The following is a 23,438-nucleotide window of genomic DNA, read 5'->3' as shown; positions in this document are numbered from 1 at the left end:
TGTCATGGTGTTCAGCATGCAGACGTTGTACGAGGCGGCCGGGGGTACCAACTTTTTCCTGAGGCTGGCCGCGGCGTGGCATGCCAGGGTTGTGGCGGACGAAGTAGTGGGCCACGCGTTCCGCCACGGAGTACATCCTGAACATGTCCAGCGATTGGCCGCCTACTGGTGCGAGGCCCTGGGTGTCCCCGGCTCTATTCCGGGGTTTATGGAGATGAGTCGTCCGTAGTAAGGATGCACAGCGGGAACGGGCCCCACTCGGAGATGGATCGCCGGGCCATCGAGTGTTTTGATCAAGCGCTGGCGGACGTCGGACCTGTGGATGCCCGTCTCCGTAGCGTCCTACACGACTACTTTGCCTGGACTACCACCAACACCATGGCCCGCTACGAACACTCAGCCCAGGATGTTCCGGCCGGACTGCCAATTCCCACGTGGTCCTGGGACGGGCAGGTGATGCGCTGAGACTTGCATCGAAAGCAATGTCGAGCGTGCGGTCACCACCCCTTATGAAACTCAAAACCACGGGACACGCCCACAAGCCGGCGCGTCCGGTCAGCTCCGAAATCAAAGTAGGTGGTGGCCGCACGCCCTTCGGACGCAAAGCGGGCCCCTGCCGTGACCGTGGCAGGGGCCCGCTGGATTTTGGAGCGGTCCTCCCGCGGAGCTTAGGGCATCGGCGGGAGGACCACGCTTTTACGCGAACGGGAGGACGAGCTCCGCGTAGCGCTGCTTCATGGTTTCCAGGACGGAGTCGCCGTCCGCGTCCCAGATGTCCTGGTTGAAGATTTCAACCTCGATGTCGCCCGTGTATCCGGCGTCCCTGACCCAGGTGCCGATGGTCGCGAAGTCGATGACGCCGTCGCCCATCATGCCGCGCGAGAGCAACGCGTCGGCGGCGATCGGCAGGTTGAAATCGCACACCTGATAGGAGGCGATGCGGTCTTCGCGTCCGGCACGTTCGATCTGAGCCTTCAGCTCCGGATCCCACCAGACATGGAAAGTGTCGACGGCGACGCCGACGGCCTTCGCGTCGTACGGCGCGGCGAGATCCAAGGCCTGGCCAAGGGTGGAGATGAGCGCGCGGTCAGCGGCGTACATCGGGTGCAGCGGCTCAAGGACCAGGCGGACGCCGTTTTTCGTCGCAAACGGGACCAGTTCTTCCAACCGATCGGCCACGCGCTGGCGGGCGGCGACGACGTCCTTCTCTCCGGGAGCCAGCCCGCCGACCACCAGGAACAGTTCCTGCGTGTCCAGGGCCACCGCTTCACGGACGGCCTCGAAGTTGTCGGCCAGCGCGGCGGCCTGTCCCTCGGCGTCGGCCGCGGTCAGGAACCCGCCACGACACAAGGACGAGACACGGAGATCGGCGTCCTTGATGAGCTTGGCGGCCTTTTCCAAACCCGCTTCTGCCACGCGGTCCCGCCACGGTCCAATCGCCGGAATGCCTGCCTGTGCGCAACCATCCACGGCCTCGGCGAGGGTCCACTTCTTGGTGGTGGCGCTGTTGAGGGAGAGTCGCGAGAAGTCGCTCATGCGCCCACCCCGTTGATGCGCAGGTAGTCGGACATCCGGAAGGCTGCCAGGGAGGGGTCCTTCAGCAGGCCGGCTTGGTCCGCCAGCTCGAAGGTCTTCGCCAGGTGCAGCACTGAACGGCCCGAATGCAGGCCGCCCACCATCTGGAAGCCGGGCTGTTTGCCGTTAAGCCAGGACAGGAAAGCGATCCCGGTCTTGTAGTAGAAGGTCGGGGCGCTGAAGATGTGCTTTCCGAGCTCACGGGTGGAGTCCAGGATGGCGCGCGCCTCGGCGCCATGACCGGCGTCGTACTTTTGCAAGGCGACCGAAGCGGCAGGGTAGATGGCCGCGAAGATGCCCAACAATGCGTCCGAGTGGTGGGTTTGGTCGCCGTCGATCAGTTCCGGGTAGTTGAAGTCGTCGCCGGTGTACAGGCGGACGCCTTCCGGGAGGTTCGCGCGGAGGGCGACTTCGTGCGAGGCGTCCAGCAACGAAACCTTGACCCCGTCGACCTTGTCCGCGTGCTCGCGGATCAAGCTGAGGAAGGTCTCGGTAGCGACGGAAACGTCGTCCGAGCCCCAGTAGCCGGCCAGCGCGGGGTCGAACATGGTGCCGAGCCAGTGCAGGATGACGGGCTGGTCCACTTCCTGCAGGAGCGTGGAGTAGACGTGCAGGTAGTCGTCGGCGCCATGGGCCACCTTGGCCAGCGCACGGGACGCCATCAGGATCACCTTGGGGCCGGCTTCGCTGACGACGGCGATCTGCTCGCGGTAGGCATCAATCACCGCCTGGACGCCGGCTGCGCCGTCGGGAAGGGAAGTGATGTCCAGCTGGTCGGTGCCCGCGCCGCAGGACACAAGGTCGCGGACGGACTTGCCGGCAATTGCTGCGTTTCCTGCTGAAACAACCGAAGCGGCCTCCGCGCCGGTGCGCTTGATGAGCTGCTGGGTTGCTGCCCAGTCCAGGCCCATGCCGCGCTGGGCAGTGTCCATGGCGTCGGCGACGCCCAAGCCGTAGGACCAGAGCTCGTGGCGGTAGGCAAGCGTCGCGTCCCAGTCGAGCTGTGCCGGCGCGCCGGGGGTGTTGTCGGCAGCGACTTCGGGGATGACGTGGGCCGCGGCGTAGGCCCGGCGGGCGCTCAGTGGAGCGGTTGGTTTGGCCCACGTGGTGGCGGCCTGGAGGCGGTACTCGCGGGTGCCGCCGTCGTCGGTGGGAAGGATCAGTGACGTCATTAGAGGGTGATCTCCGGGATGTCGAGGGTGCGGCGCTCTGCCGAGGACTGCAGGCCCAGCTCGGCCAGCTGCACGCCGCGGGCGGCGGAGAGCAGGCCGAAGCGGTGCTCGCGGCCGGCGACGACGTCGCGCAGGAACTCTTCCCACTGCAGCTTGAAGCCGTTGTCCAGTTCAGCGTTGGCGGGGACTTCCTGCCACTGGCTGCGGAAGGACTCGGTGACGGGAAGGTCCGGGTTCCAGACCGGCTTGGGGGTGTGGGCGCGCTGCTGCGCAACGCACTTGTTCAGACCGGCGACGGCGGAACCGTGCGTGCCGTCGATCTGGAACTCCACCAGTTCGTCGCGGTAGACGCGGACGGCCCAGGAGGAGTTGATCTGGCCGATGACCTCGTCGCCGCCCGGGGTCTCGAGTTCAAAGATGCCGTAGGAGGCGTCGTCGGCAGTGGCCTTGTATTCCTTACCGGCTTCGTCCCAGCGGGTGGGGATGTGGGTTGCTGTCTTCGCGTTGACGCTCTTGACCTTTCCGATGATGCCCTCGAGGACGTAGTTCCAGTGGCAGAACATGTCCGTGGTCATTCCGCCGCCGTCTTCCTTGCGGTAGTTCCAGGACGGGCGCTGGGCGGCCTGAACGTCGCCTTCGAAGACCCAGTAGCCGAATTCGCCGCGGATGGAGAGGATGCGGCCGAAGAATCCTTCGTCCACCAGGCGGCGAAGCTTCACCAGTCCGGGCAGGTAGAGCTTGTCGTGGACGACGCCTGCGGTCACTCCGGCTTCCTTGCCGATCTGTGCCAGCTCGATGGCTTCTTCGAGGGTCTCTGCGGTGGGCTTCTCGGTGAAGATGTGCTTGCCGGCACGCATTGCCTTCTTGAGGGTGGCTGCGCGGAGGCTGGTCATGGAGGCGTCAAAGATGATGTCAACGGTGGGATCGGCGATGACTGAGTCCAGGTCCGTGGTCCATTCGGAAACCTTGTGGAGTTCGGCCAGCTCGCGGATCTTGGCCTCGTTGCGGCCTACCAGGATGGGCTCGACCTGGACTTTGGTGCCGTCCTCCAGGGTGAAGCCGCCTGCGTCACGGATGGGGAGGATGGAGCGCAGCAGGTGCTGGCGGTAGCCCATGCGTCCAGTGATGCCGTTCATGGCGATGCGGATCGTCTTTGTTTCGAAACCCATGTATTTCTCCAGTGCCTTGTGTGCCGGTCGCTGTGTGGAGGCCGGTGCTTGGTGTTCAGTGTGTTGGAAAGCGCATTCCCATTGGAATCGATGATGCACCATTCCCGGCTGGCTTGGCAAGCGCTTTCCCGAAATTGCCGAGTAGCTGCCATAATTTCCTTAGCGCCAGCCCCGGCGCGTGAAGAAGAGGAGTCTCCCGTGGCCGCCAGCACGCTGAGTGAAGTTGCCCGCCTGGCCGGGGTTTCCCTGGCCACGGCCTCCCGGGTCCTGAACGGCTCGTCCCGGAAGCCAGCCGAAGACATTGCGGAGCGCGTCCGGGAGGCCGCCGACAAGCTCGGCTACGTTCCCAACGCCCAAGCCCAGGCCCTCGCGAAATCCAGCTCGGGGCTCATTGGACTGGTGGTCCACGACATCGCCGACCCCTACTTCTCAGCCATCGCGCGCGGCGTCCAGGAGGCTGCCCGCCAGCAGAACCGCATGGTGCTGCTGGCCAGCACCTCCGGAGCTCCCGCAGATGAGAAGGAAGCCGTCGCTGCCTTCGCCGCACGCCGCGCCGACTCCATCGTGATCGCAGGCTCACGCTCGGCACGCGATGAAGACAAGCAGGGCAACGCCGAGCTGGCTGCCGAGTTGGACCGTTATTGCCGCAACGGGGGACAGGTGGGCGTTGTAGGCCACCCCGTGGTGGGAGCCACCGCGACGGAGGGCTATCACGTGGTGAAGGTGCCCAATGAGGAGCTGGCTGTGGGGCTGGCTGAACAACTCGCAGCCGCCCACGACGGCGGATTCGTGATTATTGCCGGTCCGGAGGGCCTGTTAACCTCCGATGACCGCGTTCGCGGCTTCCAGCGCGGCCTGTCCGACGCCGGTCGGCCGGCTGCCGAAGTCATCCGCACCGGCTTCAATCGTGCCGGAGGTTTCGAGGCCGGCCAGGCGCTGGCGGAACGCATCAAGGCCTCGAAAGAACGACTCTGCATCTTCGCTGTCAATGACGTCATGGCCATTGGGGTCACGGCAGCCCTGCGCCCGGAGGGTGTGTGGATTCCCCGCGACGCCACCGTGGCCGGTTTCGACGACATCGAAACCCTGCGTGACTTCCGCCCCGCCTTGTCCACGGTTCACCTGCCGCTGGAAGATATCGGGCGCCTGGCGGCGGGCGATCAGGATACGCCTCCGGTCAGCGGAGCTGTGCAGCTGCGCCGCAGTACGGAGTTTTAAGGCCTGCTTGTGCCGAAATCGCTGGAAACCTGCCATTTGGCCCGAAGCTTCCATACGAAACCGCAGCGTTGCAGCGAACTCGCTGCCCTGCCCCCGCCCTAGTCCTCGCCCAGGGTGAGCGCGTGCAGGAACGCGGCGTCGCTGAGCACGTTCTCCGGCAGGTTGTCCTGGACGAACTCCAACATGATGTCCAGGTCTTCCCCATGATTCCGCAGGACCTCAGCGACCCCCTGCCAGAGCCGGGCCCTGAGTTGCAATGGAAATCGCTCGCCCGCCGGTCCCCAGGAGAAGCAGTGGACGCCCACGACGTGCGGGAGAACCTCGTGCAGCGAGTCCAGTGCCTGCTGGTCTGAAAGCCCGACGGCGGGTTGCCAGTAGGTGCCGACGTTCGGGTGATCGATCCGGTCCAGCAGTTCGAGCGTCGTAGCGGGGGAGTCGGTGAGGGTGTTGCCGTGGTACTCGAAGGCGAGGGCGATTCTGCGGTCTGAGGCGAGGTCCGCGATCCGTTGGCCGTCCTTCACCACTGACTCCCAATGGTCCGGACTTGCCTCCGAGGAACCCAGTTCGCCGGCCCACACGCGGATCCTGGGTGCTCCCAATGCTGCGGCCAGCTCCAGGGCGCGTTCGAAATCCCCGAAAGCCCCACTCCTGTAATAGGAACCCAGTGAGAGGACCGCGAGCCCGGCGGCTTCCGTAGCCTCCCTGGCTTGGGCTGCGGACGCGGCGTCGCTGACGTGGACATCCGTGCCCCACTCAATTCCTGCCAGGCCTGCGTCAGCCGCAATCCGGACGACATCCTGAATTCCATGGGAGCGGAGGGTGACGGAGCAGATGCCAGGGGTCAACTCAGCAATCGGGGGGTGATCGGTCATGTGCCCCACCATATCGGGAATGCGCTTTCCTGCCTAGTCAAGGTGTCCGTTCGAACGCCTTCGAAGGCTAATTCGACTTGCTTAGCGTCCTACCCATGATGGCCTGGGTCAAGGCATCAATGACCTCCGCGTTGGCCAGCGGATTGCGGATCAGGGTGAAGTCGACGTCGCCCACCGGCGGCAGCCCGAACCGCTGGGTGATCACCTTCAGATCCTCCGGGACCAGTGAAGCGGGCATGACCGCAACTCCGATGCCGGCCCGGACCGCTGCCAGGACGCCGCTGATTTGCTTGGTGCTGCAGGTAATCCGCCAGGTGCGGCCCTCGGCTTCCAAAGCATCGATGGCGAGTTTCCGGCTAAGGCTCGGGGCGGGGTAGGCGATGAGCGGGACGGGTGCGCCGGGCTCCAGAACGGTCTGTTCCACACCCACCCACGCGAAGTTGTCGTGCCGGACCACTGTTCCCTCCTTGGCCCCGGCCACCCACTTCACGAACACCAGGTCCAGTTGCCCGGCGTTGAGCCGCTTGTACAGTTGGTCGCTTTGGCTGACGGTGAGTTCGAGGTTGATCTGCGGGTACAACTGCCGGAATTCGCGAAGGATCCGGGGCAGGCCCGTGATGGCGAGGTCGTCGGCAGTGCCGAAACGGAGGCGCCCGCGCATGGCCGATCCCGAAAAGTAGCGTGCAGCCGAATCGTGGGCTGCCAGGATGCTGCGGGCAAAACCGGCCATGGCGTCGCCGTTGTCGGTGAGCCTGACCTCGCGCGTATCGCGGGCAACGAGGACCCGCTTGGCGGCTGCTTCCAACTTCCGGACGTGCTGGCTCACTGTCGGCTGGGCAAGCCCAAGTCGCTCTGCGGCCTTGGTGAAACTCAGTGTTTCCGCAACGGCGAGGAAGGAGCGGAGCTGGACAGGTTCGAACACGGAACTCCTCAAAGCGCAGGTCAGCGCAGGGCACGGGTGCTGCGCAGGGGACGGGAGCCCATTGCATTCCGCAATGCTAGTTATAGGCGCAATACGCTTCCACAATTGCTGCTGGCAACCCTAGCGTTAAACGCATCCCACCGAAACTCCCATCCGAGGACTACTTTTGGCACCCCCACCGCCTTCAGCGGCACACGTCAGCCAGCCCGTCATCGATTCCCTGTCCGATGGTCCCCTGCCGGAGACAAAGCAGCCGGACACCGTCACCCAGCCACTCGCCGTCGTGAGTGAAAAGCTGCCCTGGCGGCACACCTTCATTTCCCTGAAGGTGCCCAACTTCAGGATCTTCGCGATCGGCCACTTCATCGCGGTAATCGCCATTTGGATGCAGCGCATCGCCCAGGACTGGATGGTGCTCCAACTCTCCGGTTCCGTCACCGCCGTCGGAATTACCGTAGCGCTGCAGTTCATGCCGTCCCTGTTCCTTGGCCCCTGGGGAGGCATGATTGCCGACCGCTTCGCCAAACGGAAGATCCTCATCATCTGCCAGTCGGCGGCAGCGGTGCTGGCGGCCGTCCTTGCGGTGCTGTCCCTCACCCACACCGTGCAGGTCTGGCATGTCTACGTCATCGCGTTGGTTCTGGGCTTCGTCACGGTCCTTGACCAGCCCGCCCGGCAGGTGTTCGTCAACGAACTCGTCGGACCCACGTACCTGCGCAACGCCATCAGCGTCAACTCCACCACGTTCCAGCTCGGCGGGCTCATCGGCCCCGCCCTCGCCGGCTGGTTGCTGACCGCCGTCGGTGCGGGCTGGGCTTTCGCCGGAAACGCCGTGGCCTGCTGCTCCACCGTGACCATGCTGATGCTGTTGCGCAAGGACCAGCTCCACCTCAGCCAGCCGACGCCGCGGAAGAAGGGCATGCTGCGTGAAGGCCTCAACTACGCGCTCAGCAAGCCCACCATCTACTGGCCGTGGCTTATGGCCGGATTCGTCGCCGTTTTCGCCATGAGCCTGCCGGTGCTGCTGGCCGCTTTCGCGGACCACGTGTACGACGCCGGCGCCGGAGGCTACGGACTGCTGAACGCCATGGTTGCGCTCGGTGCACTGGCAGGCGCCATCGCCTCCACCCGCCGCAGGCAGCTGCGGCTGCGCTCGGTGGTGCTCTCCGCCGGTCTGTACGGACTGATGCTCTGCCTGGCGTCGGTGATGCCGTCCATGGTGTTGTTCAGCGCGACCATGGTCCTCTCCGGTTTCTGGTGCCTGATGTTCCTCACCGCCGCCAACCAGATGGTCCAAACCAGTTCCAACATGAGCATCCGCGGCCGGGTCATGAGCCTTTACCTGGTGGTGCTCATTGGCGGGCAGGCCATCGGCGGCCCGATGATGGGCTGGCTTGCCGAGCACCTTGGTCCGCACGTTGCCATCCTTGTGGCAGGCGGGGTGCCGGCCATCGCTGCGGCGGTAGTCGCCGTCGTCCTTGCCCGGAAGTCCTCGCTGCATATCAAGGTGGACCTGCGGGACCGGCGCCGGGTCCTTCGGATCGTGCAAGAACCGCAGACGGCCTGACTACGGTGGCGGCGGGAGCCGCCCTCGGGTTCCAGTCATGCAAACAAAAGAACCCCGGATCCAATGGATCCGGGGTTCGCTGTGAGCGGGCGACGGGAATCGAACCCGCGTATCGAGCTTGGGAAGCTAGCGCTCTACCATTGAGCTACGCCCGCGCTGCCCGGCCGTAAATCAACCGGGCGAGTCCTAGCTTAGCGCAGTTGCGCGCGTGCCCATGACAAGCACTCCGGCTGGCTCACCGCACGTCGGAAGTGCCCTACTTGAACAGTTTCATGCCGTTCCAGCCGTTGCCTACCTGGCGTTGGGCGCCCCACACGCCATTGCCCAATCCGTAGTCCACCAGGTACCCGTCGACTGTTTGAGCGGTGATGCTGCGCGTTCCCGGGCCCGACAAACCGAAGCCTGGGACGAGGGCTTTCATGGTTCCCCACCCGGATCCGATGCTGCTGGGCAGTCCCCTGAAACCGCCGAGGCCGTTGCCCGGGTAGCTGAGCAAGACTCCGGAGGTGGTGGTGGCGAGGATGTCGTTGGCGCCGTCTGCGTCCCAATCGGCCATGGTGAGGCCCATGCCGGCCCAACCGGTTCCGATGTCGACCCGGTACGTCAGCGCCCTGCCGGAGGTGTTGGGGTAGTAGCGCAGACCGCCGTCAGGGAAGTAGCCCACCACGCCCGGATAACCCTGGTTGCTGGACCATTTGCCCACCGTGATGGTCATGGCGTCCCAGTCGCCGGTGCCCACAACGATTTGGGTGGAGAAAGCGCCGCCGGGCCAGCCCTTAAACAGACCCAGGGTCCCGTTGTCCCACTGGGCCAGGAGGTCGTAGACCCCGTCCGAATCCCAATCCACCACGAAAGCCTGCTTCAATCCGGTCCAGTTGGAACCTATCTGGACCGGAGCTCCGTAGCCTCCGCTGGCCAGCGCCGGGTAGCGGAGCAGACGTCCCGATGCGTCCGCCGCCACCAGGTCCGCGCCGGAAGTGATGCTCGAATACACGGCAGGGTTGCCGGCGAAGTACTGCTCCAAAGTGGAAAAGCCCCGGCGCTTCATATCGGTTGCCAGGTCGGCGCCGACGTAGCGAAGGTGCCAGGGCTCGTAGCTGTACCCCGTGATGTTCGTGTAGCCGTTGGGGTAGCGGATGATGAACCCGTATTTGTATGCGTTCGCCGCCACCCACATGCCCGCGGCTGTGTCGCCAAAGCAGGTGCTTAGCCCGCAGGAACCGTTGGCGTTGCCGACGTCCACCGCCAACCCTGTTTGGTGCTCGCTGTAGCCGGGCCGGGCCGAGATCAGGTCCGCCTGGGCTTGGCCATAGAGGTTCACATAGGACGCATAAACCTGCTGCTGTTGGGCGTAGGAACGGTAGCCGCTCACCACAGCCAGCCCACCCGTTCCGGCATCGGCGGCGCCTTGGAACAGCCCGTTCAGCCAGGCCGCCGCCTGGGCCCGCAGATATTGGCCCGAACCACGAACGTTCACCAGGTCACCCGGTGCGTAGGTCGCCGGGTTCAGTGGTCTGGACTTGTTCACGAGTACGGACAGATTGGCAGGATCGCCCACGGGGTCGAGCCCTGGCAAAGGATTCGCCGCTGACGGCACCAGCGCATTCACGACGGCGGTGGGTACTTCGGCTGTGGTGGCTGCGCCCGGGTGCCGGGTCGCCGCCGTCATGGGGGTGGCTGATGCGGGAGCCGCGGCAGCGAGGGTGCCGGCCAGAACGGTGGCGAGGAGGGCAGCGTGAGCCGCCAAACGGCGTCGGGCATTCTTCGGTGTCCCTGCTCGATCCTGAACCCGCATGTCGTCCCCCACTCGGTTTTTGGCCAGCGGCAGGACTCTACCCGGCAGGACGGCGCGTGTCAGTAGTGTGCAGCAAAAAAGTCATCAGGTAACCATTCGGTCAAGGCTCGGTGCCCGTGCGTCGCGCCCGGCGCTGCGCTGACTATTCTGAAGGTGTTAGCTGCAGCGTATGGGGAACCCGGCTACGACATTTGAACCGTAGGCCGAAAGTGGGTTTTCCGTGGCATTCGCAGCCAATGAAGTGGTGATCAGCCGCGACGCCATGACCGTTTACGGTTTCCTCATGGACGGGATGAACAACTCCCTCTGGCGCTCGGACGTGCGCAGCATCGCGTTGCGGTCCGGCATTCGCGGCCAGAAAGGCGCGTTGTACCAGCAGACGGTTGCCGGACCCGGCGGCCGTCCCATCGCAGCCGATTTCACCATCACCGAGGCCCGCCCCGGAGCGGAAGTCCGTTACGCCGTCGTCGCCGGACCCGCCCGGCCCACAGGGGGCTACTACCTCAGCACCGAGGGCGCCACCACCCGGCTCCGCTTCGCGCTGGAGTACCATCCCAAAGGGCTGCGGAAGCTCATGAACGGAATGATCCAGAAGGCCTTGGAAGACGAGGTCGGGCAGTTGGAACGGCTCAAGACCGCGATCGAAGCCAGCTCCTAACTGGCAAACCTCAGGCCACCCCAGCCATTGCCGATGGTCACGGGGGTGGTGAGTCGTCCCGTGCTCAGGTCCCAGTACTCCACCATGCCATTGCGGTCCAGGCCGGCCACGCCCACCGAGTCAGGCCCAGTGAGCCCGTTCAATGCCCTCAATCCGATGTAATCGGTCCAGGCGCTGCCCACCACGGGCCGGGATTCCTGCTTGGGCGTGCCCAAGCCGCTGCCGCGGTAGAGCCGAAGGGTCCCGTTCGGCTCCGTAGTAAGCAGGTCCTCGAAACCATTGGCGTTGTAGTCCACCATGGTCACCCGGACAGAGGGGTTGCCGGTCCCAATCGCTGCCTGACTGCGGATATAGCTCAACCCGGTGTTCTTATACAGATACAGGTTGCCGCCCTGGTCCATGGCGACGATCTGGGGCAGCCTGTTGTTGGCGCACCAGGTCCCCACGGAAATGTTCAGCGTTCCCCAGCCCTGGCCCAACAGCACCGGGTCCTTGAAGCCGCCGGTCTGCAGGCCTGGATAGACCATCAAGGCGCCGTCAAGGCGTTGATACAGAAGGTCGAAGACCCCATCGCGGTCCCAGTCCGTCACAAAGAGATCCTTGAGGCCCACGAATCCGGCCCCGATCCGCTTGCCCGGACCAAACCTGCCGTTGCCCCACGACGGATACGCGACCACGGAACCGTCACCTGCGATTGACACAAGATCGGCGGCGCTGCTGATCGAGGCCGCACCCAAGTCGACCGTTGGTGGCTGGTGCTTCGAGCCGGGTTCACAGACAGCCACGGGATCAGTCGGCGGTGTGACCGTTCCGCCGGGACTGTTGGTCGTCCCCGCCGGCAGCGTCGTATAGCCGAAGAAGTTGACCACGCCCCAGAGCGTGTAGCGGTTGGGGGTCGTCTGCCAATTGCCATCCGTGTACGTGATGCCAATGCCCATCACATTGAACCGGGGATCGCGCAACAAAGCATCGTGCCCCGGTGAGCCCTTCCACCACTCCACAAGCTGCGCGGCGTCGCGGTCCCAGCGCACAGCAATGACTTCGCCCGCCCCATTGTTCGGGTTCATCGCGCGGGGGTCGGTCCAGAAATTGGGGCGGTGCTGGATCACTTCGCGCGTTGCAATGTTGTTGGACCACTCCTGCGCCAGGCTTGCCACCGTCGCGTGGTACTTCACCGGGGCGAGGCCGAGCGATGCCCGGTAGCTGTTGATCGCGTTGAACACCGTCAGGATGGCCGCACTGTTGTTATCCGGAAGGAGCGCCATTGCCCCGTTTTCGAGCTGCGGATCGTGGTTCGGGGCCTTGCCGGGGAATGGTGTGGGGGCGTCGGTATTGGGAACGGGGGCCGGGGCCGTGGGGGCTGCCGGGCTTTCCGGCGCGGTGGCGCTTGGGGAAGTTATTGGCGACGGCGTTTGGCTGGGTGTCGGTGTTGCTGTGGGCGTCGGCTCGGCTGTTGGCGTCGGCTCGGCTGTTGGTGACGCGGTTTGCGTCTCTTCCGTGGGGGCCGGTCCGGCGGCCTCGGCTGTCGGCGTTGAGGTGGAGGGAACAGTGCCGGCGCCCGGTTGCCGGGTCGGTTGTGCCTGCGTGGGCTGGGTAGTGATGGGCGTTGTGGCAGGAGTGGGCTGCGAGGGATTGTCCGGCCCCCACGATGGCCCGATGTTCGGCACGGGAGGAGGCGTCTCGAACACCGGATCCACTGCCACCGGACCGCTTTCGCGCACCGCGGGTGTCTGCGCGGGCGACTCCGTTGTGGGCTCGATACTGGGAGACCCGCCCTCGGCAGGACCCGCCGCTGAAGGTGACGGAGCCGCCGTCGGGCTTTCTTCAGGGACCGACAGTCCGGAAGGGACGCTGGACGATGGGGTGGCGCTCGCGCCAGGTGCCGCCTCGGTCGCCGGCAGTATCTGGCTGGATGCGGCCATGCAAAGTGCCAGTGCGCCAGCCAGCACAAGAGCGGCAGGCGCTGCCAGTTTGTTCACAATTACCCCGCGGTTGCTCGTTGCCCCCAAGTACGGGCGCGGCTTTACATGTCCGGGAACTATAGTCCCATGGGGCAGCCGGAACAATGCATGGGGTATTTGGCCTATGGGGTATTTTTGATGACGTGCTGATCTCTGACCGCGACATACGTGCCGAAATCGACTCCCAACGGATTGTTCTTGAGCCGTACGATCCCGCGATGGTGCAGCCGTCTTCCGTGGATGTGCGTATCGACCGGTTCTTCCGGCTCTTCGACAACCACAAATACGCCCACATCGATCCGGCAGAGGAGCAGCCTGAGCTGACCCGCCTGGTGGAAGTGGAAGGCGACGAGCCTTTCATCCTGCACCCCGGGGAGTTCGTGCTCGGCTCCACCTACGAAACCGTGAGCCTGCCCGATGACATCGCCGCGCGGCTGGAAGGCAAGTCCTCCCTGGGCCGCTTGGGGCTGCTGACGCACTCGACCGCCGGCTTCATCGATCCCGGTTTCTCCGGACACGTCACGCTGGAGCTCTCCAATGTGGCTACGTTGCCCATCAAGCTGTGGCCGGGCATGAAGATTGGCCAGCTGTGCTTCTTCCGCCTGACCTCCGCTGCTGAGCACCCCTACGGTTCCGGCGAATACGGCAACCGCTACCAGGGCCAGCGCGGACCCACCGCAAGCCGCAGCCACCTGAACTTCCACCGGACGTCCATCTAGCTTTTCTCGACTTCGCGTGGGCTCTCGCCTTTTTGGTGGACTCTTTCGCTTGGGAGTTCGCCGATCGCCGGGCACGTGCGGAAGTATTACGCCGGAGCGCGGTCCGGGGTGCGTGGCGGGGCCTTGGGAGTCCTGCGGAGGGCCTTGACCACGGGCTCCACGAAACGCGCGGCCAACGGGCCAAGGATGGCCATGATGAGAACGTAGGCAGTGGCCAACGCCGCGAGCTCGTGGGGAACAGTTCCGGAAGCGACTGCCAAACCGGCGATGACGATGGAGAACTCCCCGCGGGCAATCAACGCGGCCCCGGCGCGGAACCGGCCGGGCTTGGCGATGCCCGCCCGCTTGGCGGCCCAGATTCCGGTAAGCATCTTGGTGGCTGCCGTGAGCAGGGCCAGCAGAAGGGCCCAGCCCAGGACAGGCGGGATCGAGGTGGGGTCGGTGTTGAGTCCGAAAGCCACGAAGAAGATAGCCGCGAACAAATCCCGCAGCGGTTCAAGGATCCGGGTGGCGGTGTGGGCGGTTGCGCCGGAAATGGCGATGCCCAACATGAACGCTCCCACAGCGGCGGAAACCTGCAGGGCCGAGGCAATTCCTGCCACCAGCAGTGCAAGGCCCAACACGTTGAGCAGGAAGACTTCGGAGTTCTCGCTGTGGATGGCTTGCGAGACCCGCTGCCCGTATTTGAGGGCAATGACCAGCACCACCGTGACCACGGCCAAGGCGATTCCCACCGTCTGCAGCCCGCCCAGGAACCCTACCCCCGCCAGGATGGCGGTGAGGATGGGCAGGTAGATGGCCATCGCCAGGTCTTCGAACACCAGGATGGACAGCACCACCGGTGTCTCACGGTTGCCGATCCGGCCAAGGTCTGTGATGACCTTGGCAGCGATGCCCGATGACGAGATGTAGGTAACGCCACCCATGACGATCGCGCCGACCAGCCCCCAACCCAGCAGGACGGCCAGCCCCGCGCCTGGCAGGAAGTTCAGGACAAAGTCCACGACGCCGGCCTGCCACGAGCGCCGAAGCCCCGTGACCAGTTCCGACGCCGTATATTCCAATCCGAGCATAAGCAGCAGCAGGATGACGCCGATTTCACCGGAAAGGTGCGAGAACTCGTGCATCCCGTCCAGCTTGACGAACCCGCCTGCACCGAAGGCCAAGCCACCCACAAGATAGAGGGGAATGGGTGACATGCCGATTCGGCCCGCTAACCGAGCCAGGAGGCCGAGGCAGAAGACGACGGCCCCCAGTTCAACGAGGGCTAATGCGAGCGGATCCATTCCGGTCAGCCGTTGCGGAGGATGTCGGCTGCCGAGTCAAGTCCTTCCTGGGTGCCGACCGCTACGAGCAGATCGCCAGTGTGAAGAACGACGTCGGGTGCCGGCGAGGGGACGACCTCACCTTCACGCATGATCGCCACGATGGAGACACCGCTGCGTGTTCGGATTTGGGCCTTCCCCATCGCCTGGTTCACGAACGGGGAATCTGCGGTAATGGAGAACTGGCGCGTGACGATGCCCGGGACCTCGCGGTGTGCTTCGGCCAGGCGCATGGCAATGTGCTGGCCGCCGAGAAGATTCCCGAGGGTCGATGCTTCGTCCGCTGTCAACGGAATGGAGGCCTGGCAGGTATCGGGGTCATCCCACGTTGAGACGAAAAGCTCCGTTTCGCCCTCACGCAGTTCCACTACGCCGATACGGCGGCCCGAGGCCGTCACGAAGTCCTTCCGGATGCCAAGGCCCGGAAGTTCGGTCTCATCCACGTTCATAGCTCCACCCTAAACTCTGTTGAACCGGTCCGGTACGTTGTCGACGTCCAACAGGTCCTATGTAGTTAACGCTCTGGTACTACGGCTATTTCCACTTTGGTCGGCGGCTTCACGGGAAGGATCACCAGCAGGCCCGCCAGGAGCACCACCATGATCCCCAGGATGCCCCAGCGCTGTGCTTCCCCGGCAGCGACGAGGGGAGAGGCGATGGTGATGCACAGCGTGAACAGGGTGGGTGCCAGGAAGCTGACCGCCCGCCCGGTGGTGGCGTAGAGACCGAACAACTCCCCGGATTCACCTGCCGGTGCGAGCCTGGCGAGGTAGGCCCTGGAGGAGGACTGTGCCGGTCCGACGAACAAGCACAGAAGAAGCCCGAAGACCCAGAAGGTTGAACTTCCCGGCCAGGCATTGCCGAAGAAGACGTAGTCTCCGTTGCCCAGGACCAGAATGAAGGTTCCCGCGGTCAGCAGACCGATCAAAGACAAGACAATGACGGCCTTGGGTCCGATCCTGTCGTCCAGGAAGCCGCCGATGATTGCGCCAACGGCGGCGACTACGTTGCCGAAGATGGCGAAGAAGATGACTTCCTTGAGCTCGAAGCCGAAGGTCCCTGCGGCAATCACGCCACCAAAGGTGAAGACCGCGGCGAGGCCATCCCGGAAGATGGCGCTGGACAGCAGGAAGTAGATGGTGTGCGGGCTGGTCCTGAAGATGGCCCCGATACGGCGGATCAGCAGCCTGTAGGAGTCGACAAATCCCAGGGCCGCAGTGTCCTTCTTCACGGAGACCTCAGGGACGGCAAACATCACCGGGAGGGCAAAGATAAAGAACCACAGGGCCGAGAAGACGGCGACCAGCCGTATATTGAGCGAATCCCGGGTGGAGGCACCGAACCAGTCGAAGGATGGCTGGACAAAAAGCTGCAGAACCAGCAGGAGTGCCACGATCCCGCCCAAGTAGCCCATTCCCCACCCGAAGCCGCTGATTTTGCCGATGTTCCGGGGGGTGGAGATCTGGGCCAGCATGGCGTTGTAGTTCACTCCGGCGAACTCGAAAAACACATTGCCGAGTGCGATCAGGCAGACTCCGAGGAGCAGGAACTCGGGCCGGGGAAAGACGAAGAAGCACAGACCGGTGAGCAGTGCCGTAGCGGCTGTGTTTACGCCGAGCCAAAGCTTCCGCCGGCCGCCGGCATCGGAGCGTTGGCCCGTGACCGGCGCCAGGAGGGCGATGGCCAGGCCCGCGATGGCAAGGGCGGCGCCCAAGGCGGCCGAGGCGGCGTCCTCTCCGCCGAAAGCATTGGACGTGAGGTACACAGTAAAGACGAACGTCGTCATGACGGCGTTGAAGGCTGCCGATCCCCAATCCCAGGATGCCCACGCAAGGATCTGTCCTTTTTTTGAGGTGACTGGACCGGAGGCAAGCTCGGAGGTCGGGTGTGAGGCTTCGGGAACTGCGGCCGCGTTCATAGTGTGAATGCTATCGGGGCGGCAAGGACTGCGTGTGGATGACAGACCGCTATGTGGACAACAGGAGTCGTCGGTCGGCCGCAACAGGGAAGTGGCCTAAAAGGGTCGTGCCCCCTTGATAAACTGTACGAACTGAACCCAACGTATGACCGCCTGCTCCAACTTTTGACAATTCTTTCCTGACTTTGCGGAGAAAACAGTGATCACAGTTCTCGCCATCACCTTTGCAGCGGCAACTGTGGCGCCCTTGATCTTCCGCTCGCTGCGGAGGAATGCTTTCTACGCGCTGGCCGCTGTTCCTGCGGCTGCCTTCATTTGGCTGGTCCTTCAGTACAACGCCGTATATTCCGGTGGGGGCATACAAGAAGTACTGCCCTGGATTCCCAGTTTGCATCTGGAACTCGCGTTCCGCATGGACCCCCTTGCTTGGGTCATGTCGCTGCTCATCCTGGGAGTGGGCTCCCTGGTACTCGTCTACTGCGCCAGGTACTTCAAGAACAAAGACTCCGGCCTGGGAGGCTTCGGCGCCCAGCTGCTGGCGTTCGCAGGTGCCATGTTCGGTTTGGTCACCTCCGATGACCTCCTGATGCTCTTCATCTTCTGGGAGCTCACCACGATCCTGTCGTACCTCCTGATCGGTTATGCCCGCACGCGTTTGGCAGCGCGACGGTCTGCGCTGCAAGCACTGATGGTCACCACGGCGGGTGGCTTGGCGATGCTCGTGGGCTTGATCATCCTGGGCCAGGCCGCTGGGACGTACCGCGTTTCTGCCATCCTCGACCAAGCCGGGGCCCTCATGACCGGACCCATGCAGGGTGCGGTGGATGCCGCCGTCGTGCTGGTCCTGGTAGGTGCGATCACCAAATCCGCGCTGGTCCCCTTCCACTTCTGGCTGCCGGGCGCCATGGCGGCGCCGACTCCAGTGAGCGCCTACCTGCACGCGGCCGCGATGGTGAAGGCGGGCATCTACATCGTGGCCCGCCTGGCGCCGGGCTTCGCGTCCTCGGAGTTCTGGCTGCCGTTGGTCCTCGGGCTTGGCCTGGCCACCATGATCATCGGTGGCTACCGTGCGCTGCGGCAGACGGATATCAAACTCATCCTCGCTTACGGCACCGTGAGCCAGCTCGGCTTCCTCACCATGGTGGTGGGACTGGGCCGGCCCGATGCCGCCTTGGCGGGCCTCGGTTTGCTGCTGGCCCACGGCTTGTTCAAGGCCACGCTGTTCCTGGTGGTGGGCATCATCGACCACCAGTCCGGTACGCGCGATATCCGTAAGCTCTCGGGCGTCTTCCGGTCGTCGCGGGCGCTGGGCGTGGTTGCGGCGATCGCTGCCGCTTCAATGGCCGGTGTGCCGCCCCTTGCGGGATTTGTTGCCAAGGAGTCGGTCTTTGAGGCCTTCGTCCACTACGGAACAGGCGACGAAGCCGCGCTGGGGATCTGGATCCTGATGGGCCTGGTCATTGGCTCCATCCTGACCTTCGCGTACAGTGCCCGCTTCATGTGGGGAGCGTTCGCCGTCAAGCCGGGCGTGGAGCCTACCCCGTTCAAACCCATCAAGCCCTCGTTCCTTGCTGCCCCTGCGATCCTCAGCCTGCTCAGCATCGTGTACGGAATCTGGCCCACGCCGGTGGACACCTGGATCCAGCCTTACGCTGCGCTGTTCGCCACCGGACCGGACGCCGTCGACGCCGGACACTTGGCTCTGTGGCACGGCCTGACGCCCGCTCTGGGCCTGACGGCGGTCACGTTCGTGCTGGGAGCGGCGATGTTCTTCGGCCGCAACGTCGTTGCCCGGGTCCAGGGCGTGGTTCCCGATTGGGTCGACGGGGACCGTGCGTACCAAAACACCATTGGTGCCTTGGACGATGTGGCCGTCTGGGTCACCGGCCGCACCCAGAGGGGTTCGCTGTACTTCTACCTGGCTGTGATCCTCACTGTCGCCTTCGCCGTTCCCCTGGCCGCACTGATCATGGCCAACAAGCCGCTGCCCGACGGGATCTACTTCATCGATCCGAACTCGCCGCTGCAGATGGTGCTGGGCGTGGGGATCGTGGTGGGAGCGCTGGCTGCCGTCCGGGCCAACAGGCGGTTCCTTGCCGTGCTGATGGTGTCTGTCACCGGGTACGGCATCGCCCTCATGTTCGCGCTCCAGGGTGCGCCGGACCTGGCCCTGACGCAGATGCTGGTGGAAACCATTGTGCTGGTGGCCTTTGTCCTGGCCATGCGCAGCCTGCCCGCCGAGCTTCGGGACAGGACCGGCGGCCGGCTCAGGGTCATCCGCGTCATTATCGGCGCCGCGTTCGGCATCACCATGATCTTCGTGGCGATCTACGCCATGGGCGCACGTGTGGCCACCCCGGTGTCGCTCGACTTCCCCCGTCTCGCCTACGAAGGCGGCGGAGGCCTGAACGTGGTTAACGTGACCCTGGTGGATATCCGCGCCTGGGATACTTTTGGCGAGATTTCCGTGCTGGCCATCGCCGCCACTGGCGTGGCGAGCCTGATCTTCGTTCGAAGCCGCGGCGACCGCATCAAAACCTCCGAAGCTGTGCCGGAAGGCAGCGTGGGCCGCCGCACCGGCGTCGAGCCTGACTCCCGGACGAGCGCGACGCTGGCCGTCGCCCGGAAGTTCACGGCAGTCACCCGTGACGCCTGGCTGGTGGCTGGCCGCACCTTGGCACCGGAGCGGCGTTCGATCATTTTCGAAGTCGTCACCCGGCTCATCTTCCACTCATTGATCGTCTTCTCCATCTATCTCCTCCTTGCGGGCCACAACCTGCCCGGTGGAGGCTTCGCGGGCGGCCTGACGGCCGGACTCGCCCTGACCATCCGGTACCTTGCCGGCGGGCGGTTTGAGTTGAGCGAGGCCGCGACGGTCAGCGCCGGAACACTGCTGGGAACAGGACTTGCGACGGCGGCAGCGTCCGGTTTCGTTCCGTTGTTCCTTGGCGGACAGGTGTTCCAGAGCGCCATAATCGAGTTCTGGCTGCCTGTCTTCGGAGACGTCAAATTCGTCACGTCCACTATTTTCGATATCGGCGTCTACATCGTGGTGGTGGGGCTGGCGCTGGACGTCCTCCGCAGTCTCGGTGCGGAAATCGATGAGCATTTTGAAGGTCAAAGCGCACCGCTTGTATCCGAAGAGGACGCCGAACAGGCCGAACGGGACGCGCAAGCTGAACCTGCCGGAGTGGCGGAAGCCGCTGCTGACTCTGCCGCCTCCGGGAAGGGCACCGCATGAGCATCAACCTGACCCTGCTGATCGTCATGGGCGTCCTGTACGCGTGCGGCATCTACCTCATCCTCGAACGCAGCCTCACACGCGTGCTGCTGGGGCTGATGTTGCTGGCCAACGCCACGAACATCCTTATTCTGAGCACAGGTGGGTACGCCGGGCTGGCTCCCTTCTTCGCCAAGGAAACCGATCCGCATTCCTACAATGACCCCCTGCCGCAGGCGCTGATCCTGACGTCAATCGTCATCTCCTTCGCGGTGACAGCTTTCATGCTCGGCATCATCTACCGCACCTGGGTCCTTGCCCGCCAGGATGAGATCCAGGACGACCTCGAAGACGTCCGCGTCGCAAAGACCCCCAGCTTCGACGCCGAGGACGACGCGATCGTGCCATTGGAAACCTCGGAGTTCGCGGTCACCCCGTCCAGTACCTCCGACCGATTCCACCCGGAAGCCACAGAAACCCCCAGCACGTCCACGACGCAGGAAGGAGGCAGCGCGTGAATCTCGCAAACCTGTCACCGCTGGCTGTCCTTCTTCCCATCCTGGGCGCCGCGCTGGCGTTCCTGCTGATCAGGCACCAGACCGCCCAGCGGGCAGTCAGCATCGGCATCCTCAGCAGCACCTTGCTGTTGGAATGCCTGCTGCTGTTCTCCGTCTGGAGCGGCGGTACCACCTCCGTCACCCTGGGTGGCTGGCTGCCGCCATGGGGCGTGGTGCTGGTCGTGGACCAGTTCTCCTCACTCATGCTGGTGGTTTCGTCCGTGGTGAGCCTGGCGGTTTTGATCTACGCGACGGGCCAGGGCATGGCCGACGGCGACCAGGAAGCGCCCGTTTCGATCTTCCACCCCACGTACCTCATCCTGGTGGCGGGCGTGTCCAATGCCTTCCTCACCGGTGACCTCTTCAACCTTTACGTCGGCTTCGAGATCCTGCTGACCGCGAGCTACGTGCTCATGACCCTGGGCGGCACCGGTCCGCGCATCCGGGCCGGCGTCACGTACGTGGTGGTCTCAGTGGTGTCGTCCGTCCTGTTCCTGATTGCCATTGCCATGATTTACGGGGCTACCGGAACCATCACCATGGCGGACCTGGCGGTCAAGCTGGCTGAACTGGACCCGGGCACGCAGAACCTTTTGCACGTGATGCTGTTGGTGGCGTTCGGCATCAAAGCGGCTGTCTTCCCCTTGTCGTTCTGGCTTCCTGACTCCTACCCCACGGCACCGGCGCCCGTTACCGCCGTGTTCGCCGGCCTGCTGACCAAAGTGGGCGTCTACGCAATGGTCCGGACTGAGACCCTGCTGTTCCCTGGAGACACCCTCAACGTCCCCTTGATGGTGGTGGCGCTGCTGACGATGGTGGTTGGCATATTGGGTGCCCTGGCCCAGAGTGACATCAAACGTCTCCTGTCCTTCACCCTGGTCAGCCATATCGGATACATGGTGTTCGGGCTGGCCATCAGCTCCGTGTCCGGCCTGGGGGCGGCTGTGTTCTACGTGGCCCACCACATCACCGTACAGACCAGCCTGTTCCTGGTGACGGGCCTGATCGAACGTCGTGGTGGCAGCTCCTCCATAGACCGGCTGGGTGGCCTGTCCAAGCTCTCGCCCTTGCTGGCGTTGCTGTTCTTCGTACCGGCGATGAACCTGGCAGGTATTCCACCGTTCTCCGGCTTCCTTGGAAAGCTCGGCCTCCTGCAGGCGGGCGTGGAGCTCGGAACCCCCTTGGCGATCGTGCTGGTGGTGGGCGGCGTGGTCACAAGCCTGCTGACACTGCTGGCCATCGCAAGGGTCTGGAACAGGGCCTTCTGGCGCAAACCCGAAGATGCCGAGTACCCGGACCCAGTGCTGCTGACCCCCGGTAACGTGGGAGTCCTGCCGCGGACCATGGTGGGTTCCACGGCGGCGCTGGTGGTGTTCGGTGTGGCATTGACGGTCTTCGCCGGCCCTCTCTTCCAGATTGCGGACGGTTCAGCGGAAATCATGCTGGATCGCTCGGCCTACATCCATTCGGTGCTGGGCGACGCCGTCGAGGTACCGCCCCTGCCTCAGAACGGTGGTGCGAAATGAGCCGCAAACCTACCTCGTTCCGCACAGAGCTGCCGCTGCTCATCTGGTTGGTCATCGTCTGGGGTGCGTTGTGGCGCGACTTCAGTCCCGGAAACCTGCTCTTCGGCGCCCTCATCGCCGTACTTGTCGCCAAGTTCTTCTACCTTCCGCCTGTTGAACTCAGCGGCAGGTTCAACATCCTGCGTGCCATTCCGTTCGCCGTGGTCTTCCTTGTGAAAGTGGTGGCAGCGAGCTTCCTGGTCCTGTACCTGGCGGTGGTCAAGGGCCCCAAGGTCCGCAGCGCCGTCGTCGCTGTTCCCCTGCGGAGCCATTCGGATCTCATGGTGACTGCCACGGGCCATGTCATATCGTTGATCCCCGGGTCCCTTGTGGTGGAGGTGGACCGTTCCACGTCCACCCTGTACCTGCACGCAATGAACATTTACGGGGAAGCGGACATCGCCAAGATACGCCAGGAAACACAGAACATTGAGGCCGGGCTGATCCGCATCATGGGCACGCGGGAAGAGGTCGAGGCACTCAAAGCGGAACCTCGTGCCGGCCTGGAAGGGGCAGCGCTGTGAAGGAATTTGTCTTGGTGGCGACGGCGGTGATCCTCAGCCTCGCAGCTGCGGGCGCGATCATCCGCATCGCGATCGGCCCGTCCTTGCTGGACCGCGTCCTTGCCTCCGACGTCCTGCTGGCCATCGTGGGCGCAGCCCTTGCCGTGGACATGGCAGTTAACCGGCACCTCAACAACCTGATGTTGCTGGTGGCCCTTGCGATCATCGGATTCATCGGTTCGGTGACGGTTGCCCGCTTTGTGGCCGAGAGGAGGGAACAGAGCAATGAATCCTGATGCCTCCGGAGTGGACCTCGTCATCGATGCCGTCACCGTGGTGTTCCTGATTGTCGGCACGTTGATGTCCCTTGGCGCGGCGATCGGCTTGCTGCGGTTTCCGGACCTGATGAGCCGCATGCACGCAGCCACCAAACCGCAGGTGCTTGGCCTGTTCCTGATGCTCTCAGCCATCGGCCTGCAAATGCGCACGTGGTGGGTGTGGCCGATCCTGGTGGTGGCGTGGATCTTCCAGCTGCTCACGGCACCGGTCTCGGCACACATGGTGGGCCGCTCCGCCTACCGGACCAAGCACGGACACCGCGAGAAGCTCACCAAGGACGAACTCGAAGCCGTGGTCCAGAGGGCTGCCGCCGGCCGGGAGCCCCTGGAACCTTAAAGCAACGCGGGGTCACTTATGGCCCATCCCAAGGGGGTTTAAGGGCC

Annotated in this window: 22 protein-coding genes and 1 tRNA gene; 12 read left to right on the top strand and 11 right to left on the bottom strand. The window is 64.3% G+C overall.

Translation table 11 applies throughout. The features are described 5' to 3' along the window. The first annotated feature begins 16 nt into the window (after nt 1-16). Together N5P29_RS18565 and N5P29_RS18560 are read left to right on the top strand one after the other, a co-directional pair. Complete coding sequence (locus tag N5P29_RS18565) at nt 17-229, top strand: globin family protein (protein WP_262276265.1); 213 nt, start codon at nt 17-19, stop codon at nt 227-229. A gap of 5 nt (nt 230-234) precedes the next feature. Next, the gene (locus N5P29_RS18560; RefSeq protein ID WP_262276264.1) at nt 235-465 is read left to right on the top strand and encodes a globin family protein; all 231 of its coding nucleotides are present in this window, start codon (nt 235-237) and stop codon (nt 463-465) included. 231 nt (nt 466-696) lie between these two features. Here the strand turns inward: N5P29_RS18560 and N5P29_RS18555 are convergent, their stop codons facing one another. From N5P29_RS18555 to N5P29_RS18545, 3 genes are read right to left on the bottom strand one after another with little or no spacing between them, the layout of a single operon-like run. Beyond that, entirely contained in the window at nt 697-1,536 is an 840-nt protein-coding gene (locus tag N5P29_RS18555; RefSeq protein WP_262276263.1) for a sugar phosphate isomerase/epimerase family protein, read from the bottom strand. Further along, on the bottom strand, nt 1,533-2,747 hold the full coding sequence (locus tag N5P29_RS18550) for a dihydrodipicolinate synthase family protein (RefSeq protein ID WP_262276262.1): 1,215 nt from the start codon (nt 2,745-2,747) through the stop codon (nt 1,533-1,535). The genes N5P29_RS18555 and N5P29_RS18550 overlap by 4 nt, the downstream gene beginning before the upstream one ends. Next, nucleotides 2,747-3,916, bottom strand: a complete 1,170-nt coding sequence (locus N5P29_RS18545) for a Gfo/Idh/MocA family protein (RefSeq protein WP_262276261.1) — start codon at nt 3,914-3,916, stop codon at nt 2,747-2,749. The genes N5P29_RS18550 and N5P29_RS18545 overlap by 1 nt, the downstream gene beginning before the upstream one ends. A 198-nt stretch (nt 3,917-4,114) precedes the next feature. Here N5P29_RS18545 and N5P29_RS18540 point away from each other — a divergent pair, with 198 nt between their 5' ends. Then, nucleotides 4,115-5,134, top strand: coding sequence for a LacI family DNA-binding transcriptional regulator (locus tag N5P29_RS18540; RefSeq protein WP_262276260.1), 1,020 nt, complete (start codon nt 4,115-4,117; stop codon nt 5,132-5,134). A gap of 98 nt (nt 5,135-5,232) precedes the next feature. Here N5P29_RS18540 and N5P29_RS18535 read toward each other — a convergent pair whose 3' ends face one another. Next, nucleotides 5,233-6,006: a sugar phosphate isomerase/epimerase family protein gene (locus tag N5P29_RS18535; RefSeq protein ID WP_262276259.1), complete on the bottom strand. Its 774-nt coding sequence runs from the start codon at nt 6,004-6,006 to the stop codon at nt 5,233-5,235. A 67-nt stretch (nt 6,007-6,073) separates the two neighbouring features. Beyond that, on the bottom strand, nt 6,074-6,928 hold the full coding sequence (locus N5P29_RS18530; RefSeq protein ID WP_024818365.1) for a LysR substrate-binding domain-containing protein: 855 nt from the start codon (nt 6,926-6,928) through the stop codon (nt 6,074-6,076). Nucleotides 6,929-7,094: 166 nt separating this feature from the next. Between N5P29_RS18530 and N5P29_RS18525 the strand changes: the two genes are divergently transcribed. Beyond that, complete coding sequence (locus N5P29_RS18525; RefSeq protein WP_262276258.1) at nt 7,095-8,495, top strand: MFS transporter; 1,401 nt, start codon at nt 7,095-7,097, stop codon at nt 8,493-8,495. Between the two features lie 84 nt (nt 8,496-8,579). Here N5P29_RS18525 and N5P29_RS18520 read toward each other — a convergent pair. Both N5P29_RS18520 and N5P29_RS18515 read right to left on the bottom strand, forming a co-directional pair. Further along, nucleotides 8,580-8,650 (bottom strand) — tRNA-Gly (locus N5P29_RS18520). A 101-nt stretch (nt 8,651-8,751) separates the two neighbouring features. Next, on the bottom strand, nt 8,752-10,290 hold the full coding sequence (locus tag N5P29_RS18515; protein WP_262276257.1) for a M15 family metallopeptidase: 1,539 nt from the start codon (nt 10,288-10,290) through the stop codon (nt 8,752-8,754). A 220-nt stretch (nt 10,291-10,510) separates the two neighbouring features. Here N5P29_RS18515 and N5P29_RS18510 point away from each other — a divergent pair, with 220 nt between their 5' ends. Further along, nucleotides 10,511-10,948, top strand: coding sequence for an SRPBCC family protein (locus N5P29_RS18510; RefSeq protein WP_262276256.1), 438 nt, complete (start codon nt 10,511-10,513; stop codon nt 10,946-10,948). Here the strand turns inward: N5P29_RS18510 and N5P29_RS18505 are convergent. Then, nucleotides 10,945-12,870, bottom strand: coding sequence for a CAP domain-containing protein (locus tag N5P29_RS18505; RefSeq protein ID WP_262276255.1), 1,926 nt, complete (start codon nt 12,868-12,870; stop codon nt 10,945-10,947). The two genes, N5P29_RS18510 and N5P29_RS18505, sit on opposite strands and share 4 nt — an antisense overlap. Nucleotides 12,871-13,052: 182 nt before the next feature. On the opposite strand from N5P29_RS18505, the gene dcd reads away from it, so the two are divergent. Then, on the top strand, nt 13,053-13,628 hold the full coding sequence (dcd, locus tag N5P29_RS18500) for a dCTP deaminase (RefSeq protein WP_021474048.1): 576 nt from the start codon (nt 13,053-13,055) through the stop codon (nt 13,626-13,628). A gap of 86 nt (nt 13,629-13,714) precedes the next feature. Here dcd and N5P29_RS18495 read toward each other — a convergent pair whose 3' ends face one another. The 3 genes from N5P29_RS18495 to N5P29_RS18485 all read right to left on the bottom strand — a co-directional run bounded on the left by N5P29_RS18495 (nt 13,715) and on the right by N5P29_RS18485 (nt 16,871). Continuing rightward, nucleotides 13,715-14,914 (bottom strand): cation:proton antiporter, encoded by a 1,200-nt coding sequence (locus N5P29_RS18495; RefSeq protein WP_262276254.1) that lies wholly within the window; start codon nt 14,912-14,914, stop codon nt 13,715-13,717. Between the two features lie 5 nt (nt 14,915-14,919). After that, nucleotides 14,920-15,402, bottom strand: a complete 483-nt coding sequence (locus tag N5P29_RS18490; protein WP_018778177.1) for a cation:proton antiporter regulatory subunit — start codon at nt 15,400-15,402, stop codon at nt 14,920-14,922. 65 nt (nt 15,403-15,467) lie between these two features. Further along, a complete protein-coding gene (locus N5P29_RS18485) occupies nt 15,468-16,871 on the bottom strand; it encodes an MFS transporter (RefSeq protein WP_262276253.1) in 1,404 nt (467 codons plus the stop codon). 199 nt (nt 16,872-17,070) lie between these two features. Between N5P29_RS18485 and N5P29_RS18480 the strand changes: the two genes are divergently transcribed. The 6 genes from N5P29_RS18480 to mnhG are packed head-to-tail and all read left to right on the top strand — an operon-like array spanning nt 17,071 to nt 23,391. Beyond that, complete coding sequence (locus tag N5P29_RS18480) at nt 17,071-20,112, top strand: Na+/H+ antiporter subunit A (RefSeq protein ID WP_262276252.1); 3,042 nt, start codon at nt 17,071-17,073, stop codon at nt 20,110-20,112. Continuing rightward, nucleotides 20,109-20,609, top strand: a complete 501-nt coding sequence (locus N5P29_RS18475; protein WP_262276251.1) for a Na(+)/H(+) antiporter subunit C — start codon at nt 20,109-20,111, stop codon at nt 20,607-20,609. The genes N5P29_RS18480 and N5P29_RS18475 overlap by 4 nt, the downstream gene beginning before the upstream one ends. Beyond that, nucleotides 20,606-22,174, top strand: a complete 1,569-nt coding sequence (locus N5P29_RS18470) for a Na+/H+ antiporter subunit D (RefSeq protein ID WP_262276250.1) — start codon at nt 20,606-20,608, stop codon at nt 22,172-22,174. The genes N5P29_RS18475 and N5P29_RS18470 overlap by 4 nt, the downstream gene beginning before the upstream one ends. Then, nucleotides 22,171-22,737: a Na+/H+ antiporter subunit E gene (locus N5P29_RS18465; RefSeq protein ID WP_262276249.1), complete on the top strand. Its 567-nt coding sequence runs from the start codon at nt 22,171-22,173 to the stop codon at nt 22,735-22,737. Before N5P29_RS18470 ends, N5P29_RS18465 begins: the two co-directional genes overlap by 4 nt. After that, on the top strand, nt 22,734-23,012 hold the full coding sequence (locus N5P29_RS18460; protein WP_262276248.1) for an MrpF/PhaF family protein: 279 nt from the start codon (nt 22,734-22,736) through the stop codon (nt 23,010-23,012). Before N5P29_RS18465 ends, N5P29_RS18460 begins: the two co-directional genes overlap by 4 nt. Next, entirely contained in the window at nt 23,002-23,391 is a 390-nt protein-coding gene (gene mnhG, locus N5P29_RS18455; protein WP_262276247.1) for a monovalent cation/H(+) antiporter subunit G, read from the top strand. Before N5P29_RS18460 ends, mnhG begins: the two co-directional genes overlap by 11 nt. Nucleotides 23,392-23,438: the final 47 nt, after the last annotated feature.

This window comes from Paenarthrobacter sp. JL.01a (genome assembly GCF_025452095.1).
In the GTDB taxonomy this organism is placed as follows: domain Bacteria; phylum Actinomycetota; class Actinomycetes; order Actinomycetales; family Micrococcaceae; genus Arthrobacter.
This window is presented reverse-complemented; position numbering and strand designations above follow the sequence as displayed.